The 13,466-nt window shown below is 41.7% G+C and carries 10 protein-coding genes; 9 read left to right on the top strand and 1 reads right to left on the bottom strand.

Annotation, left to right across the window (positions count from 1 at the left end; translation table 11 throughout):
- The first annotated feature begins 124 nt into the window (after positions 1-124).
- Positions 125-718 (top strand): RNA polymerase sigma factor, encoded by a 594-nt coding sequence (locus MHH49_RS25250; RefSeq protein WP_341138593.1) that lies wholly within the window; start codon positions 125-127, stop codon positions 716-718.
- An 85-nt stretch (positions 719-803) separates the two neighbouring features.
- Complete coding sequence (locus tag MHH49_RS25245) at positions 804-1,628, top strand: hypothetical protein (protein ID WP_341138592.1); 825 nt, start codon at positions 804-806, stop codon at positions 1,626-1,628.
- Positions 1,629-1,827: 199 nt separating this feature from the next.
- On the opposite strand, the gene MHH49_RS25240 is transcribed toward MHH49_RS25245, so the two are convergent.
- Positions 1,828-2,850: an MBL fold metallo-hydrolase gene (locus tag MHH49_RS25240; RefSeq protein WP_341138591.1), complete on the bottom strand. Its 1,023-nt coding sequence runs from the start codon at positions 2,848-2,850 to the stop codon at positions 1,828-1,830.
- Positions 2,851-3,056: 206 nt separating this feature from the next.
- Between MHH49_RS25240 and MHH49_RS25235 the strand changes: the two genes are divergently transcribed.
- The 7 genes from MHH49_RS25235 to MHH49_RS25205 all read left to right on the top strand — a co-directional run bounded on the left by MHH49_RS25235 (position 3,057) and on the right by MHH49_RS25205 (position 13,454).
- The gene (locus MHH49_RS25235) at positions 3,057-3,632 is read left to right on the top strand and encodes a TetR/AcrR family transcriptional regulator (RefSeq protein ID WP_341138590.1); all 576 of its coding nucleotides are present in this window, start codon (positions 3,057-3,059) and stop codon (positions 3,630-3,632) included.
- A gap of 372 nt (positions 3,633-4,004) precedes the next feature.
- Complete coding sequence (locus tag MHH49_RS25230; RefSeq protein ID WP_341138589.1) at positions 4,005-4,952, top strand: ABC transporter permease; 948 nt, start codon at positions 4,005-4,007, stop codon at positions 4,950-4,952.
- 13 nt (positions 4,953-4,965) lie between these two features.
- Entirely contained in the window at positions 4,966-5,835 is an 870-nt protein-coding gene (locus MHH49_RS25225; RefSeq protein ID WP_036677077.1) for a carbohydrate ABC transporter permease, read from the top strand.
- A gap of 66 nt (positions 5,836-5,901) precedes the next feature.
- A complete protein-coding gene (locus MHH49_RS25220) occupies positions 5,902-7,488 on the top strand; it encodes an extracellular solute-binding protein (protein ID WP_076143648.1) in 1,587 nt (528 codons plus the stop codon).
- Positions 7,489-7,776: 288 nt separating this feature from the next.
- Entirely contained in the window at positions 7,777-9,516 is a 1,740-nt protein-coding gene (locus MHH49_RS25215; RefSeq protein ID WP_341138588.1) for a sensor histidine kinase, read from the top strand.
- The gene (locus MHH49_RS25210; protein WP_341031550.1) at positions 9,513-11,138 is read left to right on the top strand and encodes a response regulator; all 1,626 of its coding nucleotides are present in this window, start codon (positions 9,513-9,515) and stop codon (positions 11,136-11,138) included. The genes MHH49_RS25215 and MHH49_RS25210 overlap by 4 nt, the downstream gene beginning before the upstream one ends.
- Positions 11,139-11,222: 84 nt before the next feature.
- The gene (locus MHH49_RS25205; RefSeq protein ID WP_341138587.1) at positions 11,223-13,454 is read left to right on the top strand and encodes an FAD-dependent oxidoreductase; all 2,232 of its coding nucleotides are present in this window, start codon (positions 11,223-11,225) and stop codon (positions 13,452-13,454) included.
- Positions 13,455-13,466 lie beyond the last annotated feature (12 nt).

Genomic DNA, 13,466 nt, shown 5'->3' with positions numbered 1-13,466 from the left:
ACATTCCAACGGAAAAGGGCCACACAAGCTCCTTGCGAAGCTCGATTTAGATTGTAATGATCTTTATTGCTGTCACATTTTGGGTCGAGCTCTTCGTTGTATAGAGTGAAAGGGGGGAGACAGCTTGAATGATACGGAGTTAAATCAGATCATTGCAGATGTGTTGGATGGGAACACAGAACAATTCGAGAAAATCATGGAGATTTATCAAAAACCGATTTTTCTCTACTGTTATCACATGCTGGGCAATTATGCCGAAGCCGAGGAGAACGCACAGGAGGTATTTTTGAAGACCTTCCGCACCTTGAAAAAATATACCCAATATCAGATCGATTTTGGCGCCTGGATATACAAGATTGCCTACCATCAATGTATAGACATCATCCGTAAGCGAAAGTTGGTTAAATATTTGCCTTTCTTTTACCAGGATGATAAAGAAAATAATGAAGTCGATTTGCATATTGAAGCCAACTATTTTGATGAATCCGTACATCAAGCCATGGCAAAATTATCGTCAGAAGAGCGTAATTTGTTAATCTTACGATGTGTCGAAGATAAAAGCTATCAAGAAATCGGATTGATTCTCGGTAAAAACAGCGCCAGCCTTCGTAAAAAGTACGAACGTACATCTGCAAAATTTCGAAAGTATTATGCTCAAGTGAAGGGAGTGGGAGTGTATGAATATGGACAGGGATCGGGATTTGAAAAAACTGTTTGATAACCCGCGCATTCCCGACGCCGACTTGACAGGAAGAGTAATGAGAATATTACATGCTAAGCCAAAAGAAAAGGAGCGGTTTTTTATGAAATATAAAGTTGTTCTGACTGCGTGTGTAGGGATGATGTTAATGGCCTCCACGGGTTATGCGGCTGTTCAATATCATTCTTTGACGAATAAAGATGGAAAAGTCGTATATGAAACTAAATCTACGAAAGATTACGTAAAAACAGAATCGAAAGATGAGGCAGCGCGGTTCAAGGCATTTTTTGAACTGAAGGAAAAGGTGCTAAAGAACGGGGAAGCTGGGCTGTTCTATATGGTTGCCAATAACCCGAATCATCAAACAGATCTTGGAACAAAGTTGACTATCTTCCACAATCCATCTCAATTGCGCGATAAGATTACGGATAAATCCATTAAGATCGCAGACAACATCAATGGAAATTATACTTTCCAAAAGGCGGACGTAATCTTTAAAAATGCTCAGGAAGTGAATCCTCCTTCTTCGGAAGAAAAAAAGAAAATGGCAGAAAAGCTGAGAAAACAGGCGGAAGAGTCCAATAAGGGCTATGCAATGATGTCTGTTGAAATGACAGATCAGTTTTCTCTTCTCAATGTTACATATCAAAATGGCGAAGATAAAATCGGGGTTATGATCAATAATCTGAGCGGGAAAAGCGACCCGACATCGTATATTGACGAGAAAGTTGAATTTAAGCAGGAGAAGGTTCAAGTGAAGGGTGTAGAAATGCTGCATACAGAATTTGGTCCTTCGCAGTGGCACGAGCTGAAATGGGTATACGAGAGCCCAGACAAAAAGGTGAAATACGCCTATACTATACAAGGAGACTTGAATAAGGTAAGCAAAGAAACCTTGATGAAACTTGTCGAAGGTTATTTGGAATAATAAGTCCAACAACAACGGGAATCTTCTCCAATCCAAATGAGGGGATACCCTCTAGTAAGTCATAGTCCTTCTCCATTTTTTATCACAATCGTTTCTAAGCACCGTTTTTAATTCCGTGGAACAATTCAAAAGAACGGCCGCTGTTCGCATCATTTGCGACAGGGCGGTTCTTTTGTTTTCATAGGTTAGCTGTAAATTGCTATTCTTGCCAAACACTCATAGGGTCCCATGGCTTGATCTGATTGTCATATTTTGCAGCCAAAAAAGCTTTCATGTCTTCCAGCTTAGCAGGCACCTCGTTCCAAATTGGAAGGGGTGGTAACCCTCGTTTGCTTTTCAATAGGATATCCACTGTAACATACAAGCGTTCTGGCTGAATCCAATGAAGAAAGCGGGAAATATCAATTTGCTTGGTCAGGGATAAGGAATCGATTTCATCATTGTAATGCTTGCTGAACTCGCTGATCAGGTTCAAGAGGTAGTCTCTCTGTTCCTTCACGAAATCCAAGCCGCAAATGGCGCCATGCCCTGGAACAACGATTTCGGGTTTAATTTCATCAATAATGCGATCAAGCACTTTAACCCAATTGAGGGTTCCCTCTTCGCTGTATGCCGTACAACCATTAAACACGACATCGCCAGCGAACAGCACTTTTTCTTTTGGCATCCACAACAGTAAGTCACTATCAGAATGGGCTGGAGCTACGTTGTGAATCATAACTTCTGTATCGCCAAGACGGATGTTGATATCGTCCTTTATCTCAATACTCGGGAGCACCCATTCTACGCCTTCCAGGTCGAATCCTTCAAATTCCGCTGCAAAAAACCGCTCACCCGGAGTCGATTCCGGAGAATTCTTTCCTCTTCTGATGACGCTGTCCATCCAAGCGATATTTTCGGTGAGACGCTCTCTGGAGGCTTCCTTGTGCATAATAATACAAGCATCTTCAAACACTTTGTTTCCCCAGGCGTGGTCGCTGTTATAGTGCGAGTTCACCACATATGCGGGAGAGCCGCCGTTGCTTACTTCCATAAAAGCCTCCCGCATTTCCCGCGCATGGAACAAATCGAAGAGCGTGTCATACACCAACCCATCACCCTTGTTGATGAATCCGGCATTGGCCCAACTGATCCCACGATACGGCGAAATACCAGCAAAGACGCCATCTGCGACTTCAAAAAATTTAACGCGAGGTTTTTGGATAATACGTCCATACTTCATAAAAATTCTCCTTTACGTATATGTTTTTAGGATAAGGCATACTGACTAAGTCATTATTATAGAGAATGAAAAGAATAAAAGCAAGCGAGAACTTGCTTGCATTTATTCTATGCGATATGATAGTAAAAGAGCATGCTCACGCAAGTGGTACCTGACTGCAAAACTTGTAGTAGAATAGGATTAACATATGCAAAAGGAGAACAACAATGCAAACTTCAGACAGAATCATTGAAGCCGCGACACGTCTCATCAAAAAGAATGGCTATCGGGGTGTAAGCACCAAAGCCATTGCAACGGAAGCTAAAGTAAATGAATCTACGATTTTCCGGCAATTCGGAAGCAAGCAAGGGATATTGGAAGCCATCATTCAAAGACATTCGGATATTCCGCAATTTGAGAAGCTGTTAAAAGAGGAAGCGACCGATAATCCGGAAGTCGATCTGCTGAATGTAAGTCAGCAGTACCGTTTATTTTTCCATAAAAATGCGGACATCATTTTGATTGGCATCCGCGACAAAGGAATGCTTCCCGAATTAGACAGAGTGCTGGCCGATCCGCCGGCGAAGCTTCACTCCTTGCTGGTTGAATATTTTGAACGCTTGCAGAAGAAAAAAGTTATCGCCAGGCAGGATGAGCGTCTTGTCGCAATGTCTTTTCTCTCGATGTGTTACGGATTTCAGATGAGCGAGCTGATTCACCGGCAATATCAATCCCAATTCGTCACCGAGGAAGAGTTCTACAAGCATAGTGTCTCATTGTTTGTTAAAGGAATTTTGGCCTAGTCATAAGCATTATTGATTTATATATTGAGAACTCTAAACTTACGCTGGAGGATGACTTTTGTTCATGAATGTAGTTTTTAGTAATGGAAAATAAAATACGTGGATGCATTATATAAAAACAGACTCATTAAATTAAGCCCATTTTTTTCTAGGGCTTTTTTTGTTTGGGACCTCAGGATTGTATTTGGTCTATACTGAAACTTTCGAGCCAGAGTTATTGTACAGCTTTAAATCAAGACAATCATGCCTATTGCATTGGAATTATCCAGGGCTGTACTTACTTAATATCTTATAAGAAATTCTTGAAATTACAGAAATTTATCCAATAGGGGGATGCTATTATACAAATACAAATAAAGACGAGGTGATGATATGCAAGCAAAATTGGCAGCGGACGCCATTCCCCTCCCCAAAAAGCGGAACTCATGGATAAGGACGATAAAAAAGTATAAAGTGATGTACGCTCTCTTGTTCCCGGCATTAGTTTACTTTGCCGCATTCAAATACATTCCTATGGCGGGAATCATTATTGCCTTTAAAAACTATAATCTGGCTTTGGGACTATGGGATAGCCCATGGGTGGGATTTAGAAATTTCACAGATTTTATGAACGGCGTTTATTTCTGGGACATCATGAGAAATACGATTATCATATCCCTGTATAAGCTGTTGTTCGGTTTCTCAGCTCCTATCATACTTGCTTTGCTGCTCAATGAAGTTTATACCCAATGGTTTAAGAAAATCGTACAAACGATCACTTATTTACCCCACTTTCTATCATGGGTCATTGTTTATGGAATGATGGTGGCATTATTAGCCCCAGGGGATGGTCTTTTTAACATGATTTTGAAGGAAACTGGAGTTGAACCCATCTCATTCCTAACGGAACCTGCCTGGGGCAGACTGCTGATCATCTTATCTGAAATATGGAAGGATATTGGATGGGGAGCGATATTGTACCTTGCAGCATTAGCAGGAATCGATCCAAGCTTATATGAAGCGGCTAGAATTGATGGCGCTTCCAAGTGGAGACAGCTATGGCATGTAACACTTCCCGGCATTCGAGGCGTTATGATTCTGATGCTGATCCTTAAACTAAGCCATATTCTGGATGCTGGTTTTGACCAAATATTCATGTTTGCCAACAGCTTTAATCAGGAGAAGATCGACATTATCGACACATGGGTATACCGTGAAGGGCTCGAGCGACTTAAGATTGGCTTGGCTACTGCTGTGGGATTATTTAAAGCGGTCATCGGATTTGTTTTAGTGTTGGCAGCGAATAAGCTCGCCAAAAAATTCGATGGGCAAATTTGGTGAGGTGGTTATCAAAATGATCAATTTGACAATCGGAGAAAAGGTCTGGCAAGCATTCGTTTATTTTATTCTTATTTTGCTAGCTCTACTTTGCTTACTACCCTTTCTATATGTGGTTGCTGTTTCAGTAACGCCAGAATCGGAAGTGCTAAGAAGAGGAATTGTTATTATACCAGAAACCTTTACCTTTCTAGCCTATAAAGAAGTATTTATTTCTCATGGTATTGGGCAGGCGTATAAAATTACATTGTTTCGAACGATTGTGGGCACTGCTCTCAATGTGTTCTTTACGGTAATCGCGGCATATCCGTTATCCAAAAAATATTTGCCAGGTCGCAGCCCATTTTTACTATTCATTGTCTTTACGATGATGTTTGGGGGAGGATTAATTCCGACTTATTTACTAGTCCGCTCTCTGGGATTGCTAAACAGCCCGTGGGTATTGATTATTCCAAATCTCATTAGTGCATTTAATCTGGTGATCATTAAAGGCTTTTTCGAGCAATTGCCTGCTGAAATCGAGGAATCAGCGAGGGTAGACGGTGCAAGTGAACTTCAGTCGCTATGGCGGATCATCTTACCTCTGTCCTTGCCCGTCCTATCCACAATTTCTTTATTTTACGCAGTCGGGCATTGGAACAGTTACTTCGATGCTATTGTTTATATCAATGATTCCAACTTAATGCCGCTTCAAGTGATCTTGCGCAACATCCTGCTTAACGTCGCAACACAAAGTGCTGATTCGCTTGCCAATACCGGAGCTGTTAGTACGTTCGCTATACAAATGGCAGCAGTTGTCGTGACTACAGTTCCGATTTTGATCGTTTACCCATTTATGCAAAAGCATTTTACCAAAGGTGTGCTCTTGGGATCGGTTAAAGGTTAAAAAGATATTCCAACCTGAGTTGTTACGGGGAAACCGTGATAATATAGAAGCAAAGGAGAGGTCATTATGCAACGTAAAGCGATTACATTTGCTATTCTGACAGCAATGGTCGGTGTGGGAACAGTATTGTCAGGCTGTGGGGAACAAAAAGAGGTTACATCGACAGCTTCGGGTAATTCACAAGGCCAGTCTAGTCCCTTTGAAACCAAATTGAAAATTTCGATGTTTAACCAAGGAACTTTCAATGCTGCTGCTCCTATTCCTCCCCGTGAAGAAGATATCCAACGCCAAATGTTGGAGAAAGCAGTAAATATCGACTTGGAAATGCTGATTCCTCAATCAGGGCAAGCAACGACTAAATTAAATACGCTCATTGCTGGCGGAGATATTCCAGATTTGATCTTCTTAAAGAGCCGGGCTGATCTCGCACAATATTATGACCAAGGCGTTCTTGCGGATTTGACACCGTATCTGGATCAATTTCCTGAATTGCAGAAACGTTTTAGCAACGACTCCTGGGAGGCGATGTCCTATCAGGGAAAAACCATTGGGGTTCCAGGTTATGATAACGTAAACGGTATTAGTCGAAGCTTCTTTATCCGTAATGATTGGCTGAAAAAGCTGAATATGGAAGTGCCAACAACACCTGACGAGCTATTTGAAGTTATGAAAGCCTTTACAGAGAAAGACCCTGACGGCAATGGCAAAAATGATACGTACGGATTCATAGGTGGAATGAATAAAGAAGGTAATCTGCAAACCTACGGCTTCGATAGTTTGATGTGGATGTTTGGTGTCAATCCTCCCTCAGCCATTGATGTGAAAGACAATGAACCAGTGTTCCTGTTTACCGACCCAAAAATGAAAGAAGCACTCGCTTATATCAATAAAATGATGGAAGCTAAAGTTGTAGATCCAGACTGGGTGACGATGAATACTCCCGATTTATTGGACCAAAAGTTATTTAAGGGTAAAGTTGGCTTCATGATAAGGGATGCCCGCAGGCTGGAACCAGATTATCAGCAAAAAATGAAAGAAATCAGTGGAGAGGTGCCGGAATGGATCGTTATTCCTCCAATGACAGGTCCTTATGGTGATCAAATTGTAGAGAGAAAATCGTTCCAAGGCAATTCATGGGCCATATCCAAGAAAGCGGATAAGGACAAAATCATTCGGATCTTGTCCATGCTGAATTATCTCTTTACGGACAAAGAAGCTTATCCGAATTTTGCATACGGAATTAAAGGGATTCATTGGGATTTGGTAGACGGCAAGATCAAAAATAAAACCTCCGAATTATCTAAGGAAATGAAAGAAAAGTACTTATGGGTCGATCATTATAGAATGCCGCGTCGTGGTGATGATGCTGAGTACTTCAGCTTCCAGAATCCTAAGACGGCAGAAGCTTTTGAGAACAATCAGAAATACGTGGCGGCTACGTTGCCCGGGAATTTATTGACTGAAGACCCGAACGATTCATTGGCAGCTGACCGCCAACGTTACATTAATGAAAGCTTGGTCAAATTTATGACTGGCAAAGAGCCTCTTTCGAACTGGGACAATTTCCTCAATACATTGGAAACTAAGTTTGACATGCAGAAGTATAAAGACTCAGTAATCAAGCAATTTAAAGAAGCAGGCTTAATCAAGTAAATCAAGTAGAAACGGCTTCGCCGTCCTTTTAAAGGGCGGTACCGTTTCAGCGAGAAAGATAAGGAACATTTATGCGCGAAGCATATAAATTCTTATCTTTTAAACGAAGAGAGCGGCTATAATTAGCCCCTCTCTTTATTGAAATATAAGAAAGTATAAGTTTTACTTTATACTTTATCCTTCTATTTTTCGAAGAAACGCTTATCGTCCTTAAAAAGGACGCCGAAGGCGTTTCTTCTTATCATATGCTATTATTTGTTTATTACAGATTTAAAAGGAAGATGATCGATGCGAAGAAGAATCAGCTTGCCTTTAAAACTATTTTTTATCGTGTTTGCATTTGTATTAAGCTGCATAATCTTGATAAGTCAATTGTCTTATCGCTATGTCCAAAAGGAAATAAGAACCTCTGACATTTATTACACCAACCAAATACTTGATAAGATTGATCAGTATTTCACAGTTAATTTTTCCTCCTTCCAGACGATGCTGTTCTCGGTCGAGTCATCGGTGAAAGCCAACATTGACAATCCGGACGTGATTAAAAAGCAATTAAGAGAGCTGTATGAACTCAACAGTAATTACGTCAGTAATATTTATTTGATCAAAAGCGATTTATCCATTCTAGGCGGAAGTACACCTACCCGAATATTTGATGAACCTTTATCTGAAAGAGAACCATTGTTTGATGCAGCTGACAAGAATAGAAGGATTACATTTGTCAGTGATCCTTACAAATCTAAATATTCCGGCTGGACAGTTACGATGGTCCGATATCTGAACAGCGCTCCGTTTCCTATGGCCATTGCGGTAGATTTAGATCTAAATGCCATTGAAGAAACCTTGTTCAAGATTAATAAAAAAGAACAAATGAATTTGGCTCTAATCACGGCATCGGGAAAAATCATTGCCGGGTTTTCGGAAAATAAAGGCCCCCTGAATGTTCAAGATCATACTTTTTCAATCGGTGAAACGTCAGCGGAACAAATTCTGGATACTACAGAAACAAACCTTCAACTGCACACCAAGGAGGGGATTCAGGTCTCCCTTCTGAAAAAACCGACTGAAAAATTTAACTGGACCATCATCTCAATCAACGATGAATCACGCTTGAAAGCTGCTTTATCCAGATTGGAAACCTATTATATAGAGCTTCTAGCTGCAGGTTTTCTCTTAAGTCTGTTCGTTTCCTTCTTTATTGCCAAATATATAAGGAACCCGCTCTATGCACTCAAAACAAAAATGAAGCGGGTGGAGCAAGGCTCCCTCACAACTACAATATCGATTAACCGAAACGATGAGTTTGGAGATCTCTCCCGAGCATTCGATCGTATGCTGCAGCAAATTGTGGAACTGATTCGGGGAGCAGAGCTTCATAATGAACTTGAACGCAAGCTGGAAATTCAAGTACTGCAGTCTCAAATAAACCCTCATTTTCTGTATAACACGCTTGGTTCTATCAGCAATGTCATACGACTCAAACAAATAGAGAAAGTAGATGTGGTGATTGAGTCTCTTATTTCAATATTGGAATATGGGATAGCCGACGCTTCGGAGAAGGTATCACTGCGTCAGGAATTGCAAAATGTATCGGACTATATCGCGATCCAGAACATCCGCTATAACAGAAACTTCCACTTAATCGAAAATATCGAAGCAGGGCTAATAGATTTTCCGGTTTTTAGAATGCTGCTGCAGCCCCTTGTGGAGAATAGTATCTTCCATGGTTATAACGGTGGGGGGATCGAAGGCCCTATTACTATTCATGCGTACAGGGAGGGCGGCAATGTCATCATAGAAGTAGTTGATCAGGGCGAGGGAATTCCAACTGATAAAATAAAGCATTTTTTAATTTCAGAACCGGGGGATGTGGAATTGAAAAGAAAAAGAATCGGGTTAAACAATATTCATGACCGAATCAGACTTCACTACGGAGAACAATTCGGGCTCCAAATCATAAGCATACCTAAGGAAATAACCCGGGTTCGCGCCTTATTCCCAGCAGGCTTGTTTAAAGGAGATGCATGATGATGAGAGACTACACCTGCTTCATTGTTGACGATGAAGATCTAATCATTCAGAGATTGGAATTGTTTTTTCACGAGCTCTCCCTTAGGGATAGGCGATTTCATTTAGTGGGAAAAGCGAATAATGGGCTGAAGGGGTTAGAGGAGATCGTAAAGCTTAAGCCGGATATCGTGATATCTGATATCGTTATGCCGCGAATGGATGGGATTTCCATGATTGAGCAGCTAAAGCCAAAGCTTCCCCATACCCAATTCATTCTTTTGACCGCTTATTCATCCTTTGAATACGCCCAGAGAGCTATTCAAGCCAACGTATTGGAGTACATTGTTAAGGTTCCGCTCAGGGACGCGGATTTGGATCGAGCTTTAGATAAGGCAGCCGGGATTTTAAATGAGGTAAAGAAAAAAGAAGCGGAATTTCAATCGTTAAACGTATCCGTGCTTGAAAATAAATATAGAGTCCGCAAGCAATTTTTTAACGAGCTTATCAGAGGCGAAATTCCTTCTCATCGGGCATCGGATTTTGCCAATCGCATGCAGTTCCATTTTTTTCAAGCCAACTATCGCTGCTTCATTGTCGAAATGAATATGTATGAAAGTTTCCGAAACGATTATTCAGCGTCTGATCAAAACATCTTGCGGTATGCGATTACAAATATAATCGAAGAAACGGTGATGAATGGCGGCAGTGGTGTAGCTGCGGATCTATCCGATAATCGTTTTATTGGCTTTCTTTCCTGGGAAAATAATCGTAGTGATCTGGAAACGGAATATGATTGCCAGACACTGGGGGGGCAGATCGTCTCCCATTTGCATCAATATTTGAATCAAAGGGTATCTGTCGCTTTTGGAGGTCAGCACCGAGGCTGGGAATCCATCAAACAAGCTTACACGGAAGCACAAAATGTGAGTGATGATTTCTATTATCATACAGAGAAAGTAGTAAAAACACCCATGCATCGGTTCCATTACCATAATGACAGAAAAGAAGAATTTCAGCAGAAACTGGCTGATTTTCTTGCTGGGGTGAAAAGAAAGGTTTCCAAGGAAGAGCTTGAGAAAGCATTTGCTGATCTGAACCAATTTGTTAAGGACCATAAAATCCATAAGTCTATCATGGCGCCTATGTTAAGAGACTTATACAGGGACATTATTGTGAAGTTTAAATCGGGGAACAAGTTAGCCACGGAAGTAGCAGAGTTTCCCATAGAATTTTTAGCTTTTCGGGAGCAGCTTGCCTATATTGGCGACTTTACCTTCGAATATGTACACGCTGGCCAACTTTTGCATCGTATAGAAATCATGAGTGCTATGCGGTTTATAGAGAAAAACCTGAAACAGCGATTAACGCTCGAGGCGATTGCCGAGGAAGTGAATTTAGCTCCATCGTATTTTAGCAGCTTATTCAAAAAAACAATGAACGAGGGCGTTATCAGCTACATCAATCGTAAAAAAATCCAATTAGCTCTCGAGCTGTTAAATGTTCAGGATTATTCTATATTGGAATTGTGCGAGGAAGTAGGAATTGTGAATGAAGGTTATTTTTGCAAATTATTTAAAGAATATACGGGTGATACTCCTAAGCAATATCGGATAAAAATGACACGGTATGAATCCAATTAAGGTTGCAAAAAATGTGTGATTTTTTCGCGAAATCATGTAAAAAAAAAGGGAGCAAAAGGATTACCATGATAGAAGGATCTAATCATGGAGGTTATCAAAATGGAGCTTATTAAAGCAGATGTAACCGTCGTCGGCGGAGGTATTGCTGGGATATGCGCTGCCATTGCTGCCGCACGCCAAGGGCTGCAAGTGTCACTTATTAATGATCGACCGGTTCTTGGGGGAAATGCGAGCAGCGAGGTCAGGGTTCATATCAACGGGTCGGCATATCTCGGAAACAGTCCATCCTATTATGCACGCGAAGGAGGGTTGGTGGAAGAACTCAAGTTGAAGATTTTCCACTATAATCCGTTATACAACAAGAAGCTGATGCTTTCGCTTTCGGATACGGTCTTGTTGGATATGGTCTATGCTGAGCCTAACATTTCTCTATTTCTGAATACATGCGTGCATGAAACGGGCATGGAGAACGGCAGAATTAAATGGGTGGAGGGCCTTCAATTGGCTTCCGAAAGGAAATTTCGTTTTGAAAGCCGAACCTATATCGATTGCTCCGGAGATGGAGTTGTCGGATATCAGGCAGGTGCTCTCTTCCGATGGGGGAGAGAAGCGAAACATGAATACAAGGAAGAATTGGCTCCTGAAGTGGCGGACCATTACACCATGGGCGATACGATCCTGTTTCAAGCCCGTGACGTAGGATATTCCGTTCCATACAAAAGACCTGGCTTTGCGTATGATATTACGAAGTTGGCCTTTTTCGATAGTATCAGAAAAGGCTTGAACCATCGGGCTTTTCCAAGAAAAATCAACGGGCTTGGCGGATTGTGGTGGCTGGAATACGGCGGACATATGGATATTATCAAAAATAATGAAGACATCGCGTTGGAACTGCGGAAATTGGTGTACGGGATTTGGGATTATCTCAAAAATAGCGGTGAATTTGATGATGTAGACAATCTCATCTTGGATTATGTATGCCCGATCCCGGGAAAGCGGGAGTCGAGGAGGTTTATTGGGGATCACATGTTGTCTCAGAACGATCTCACAGCAAAGCCGCATTTCGAAGATGCTGTATCCGTCGGTGGATGGTATATGGATTTACATGCTAATAAGGGCATCTACGATGAGGGGCCGGCTACAGCTTGGAATTTCGTGCCCGGATTGTACAATATCCCTTTCCGCAGTTTATATTCACGAAATATTCCTAATCTCTTGTTCGCTGGTCGCAATATAAGTGCTACCCATGTGGCTTTCGGATCTACAAGGGTTATGGCAACCTGCGGTTGTATGGGGCAGGCGGTTGGAACAGCTGCTTCTTTGTGCTCGAAATATGAGGTAGACCCCGCGGCCATAGTCGAAGCTCATATGGGGGAGCTGCAGGCGCTACTGCTTCGAGACGGGCAAACCATTGTAGGCCTTCAAGAAGAATTGGATCCTTACTTCGCTGACGGATTAACTATTCGTGCCTCGTCTCAGCGCAGTTATGACAATCTTCATCCAACCGAAGAGATTTCCTTGGAGAAAGGGTTATGTTTGGTCTTGCCGATTCAGACATCCGTGGCTGAAAGCGTACGGATCAAAATTAAAAATAGGTCCAAGTATTCGGAAACTCTACATGTGAAGCTGTTTGGCGGGGAACGGAAGGAAAATTACATTCCAACCAGCGAGTTGAGAGACTACCACTTGGTTATTACAGCCGGTCATGACGACTGGATTACGCTAGACTTGGACTGCAAGAAACCGGATGACGACAAAATCTACATCATATTGGAGGGCACGGCGAGCCTTGCCATATACGGTAATGAAGAGAAATTGACAGGTGCGGTCAGCTTCCATTATAGGCCGGAAGAGCCGTCCAGGCTGAAGAAATTCAATAAGAGCATTTGCTTTAAGGACCTGATGCCAGCTCAGAATATGTATAGTCCTGAGAATGTTGTCAATGGCTACTCCAGACCTTATGGCCAACCGAACGGCTGGATTTCTGAACATTCGAAAGGACAGGAATGGTTGGAATTCTGTTTTACAAGCTCCAAAAATCTGGACGAAATCCATCTTGTTTTTAATTCACAGCTGGATTTGGAGCATTTCAACGATCCGATCGAGTCCCTTATTCAAGATTATGATATGACCTTGACCTTAGAAGACGGAACCGATAGGACAATCATAACTCGTGGGAATTATCTCACCTTGAATAAACATAAGGTGGATGAGAAACGTGTATCCCGAATCCGGATTAATTTCTGCGCAACTTATGGTTCGCCTTATTTCGAAGTGTTTGCTGTAAAATTGTTTGCTCCTAAAATCGATAAATGAGGTCAGGTGAAG

Origin of the sequence: Paenibacillus sp. FSL F4-0122 (assembly GCF_038002845.1) — a bacterium.
In the GTDB taxonomy this organism is placed as follows: domain Bacteria; phylum Bacillota; class Bacilli; order Paenibacillales; family Paenibacillaceae; genus Paenibacillus_AQ; species Paenibacillus_AQ odorifer.
The sequence above is the reverse complement of the archived record's forward strand: the minus strand, read 5'-3'. Positions and strand labels throughout refer to the sequence as shown.

Bases quoted from the DNA above. Each gene is read 5' to 3' on its own strand.
- MHH49_RS25245 (WP_341138592.1), top strand. From the start codon at position 804: ATGAAATATAAAGTTGTTCTGACTGCGTGTGTAGGGATGATGTTAATG.
- MHH49_RS25240 (WP_341138591.1), bottom strand. From the start codon at position 2,850: ATGAAGTATGGACGTATTATCCAAAAACCTCGCGTTAAATTTTTTGAA.
- MHH49_RS25235 (WP_341138590.1), top strand. From the start codon at position 3,057: ATGCAAACTTCAGACAGAATCATTGAAGCCGCGACACGTCTCATCAAA.
- MHH49_RS25230 (WP_341138589.1), top strand. From the start codon at position 4,005: ATGCAAGCAAAATTGGCAGCGGACGCCATTCCCCTCCCCAAAAAGCGG.
- MHH49_RS25225 (WP_036677077.1), top strand. From the start codon at position 4,966: ATGATCAATTTGACAATCGGAGAAAAGGTCTGGCAAGCATTCGTTTAT.
- MHH49_RS25220 (WP_076143648.1), top strand. From the start codon at position 5,902: ATGCAACGTAAAGCGATTACATTTGCTATTCTGACAGCAATGGTCGGT.
- MHH49_RS25215 (WP_341138588.1), top strand. From the start codon at position 7,777: ATGCGAAGAAGAATCAGCTTGCCTTTAAAACTATTTTTTATCGTGTTT.
- MHH49_RS25210 (WP_341031550.1), top strand. From the start codon at position 9,513: ATGATGATGAGAGACTACACCTGCTTCATTGTTGACGATGAAGATCTA.
- MHH49_RS25205 (WP_341138587.1), top strand. From the start codon at position 11,223: ATGGAGGTTATCAAAATGGAGCTTATTAAAGCAGATGTAACCGTCGTC.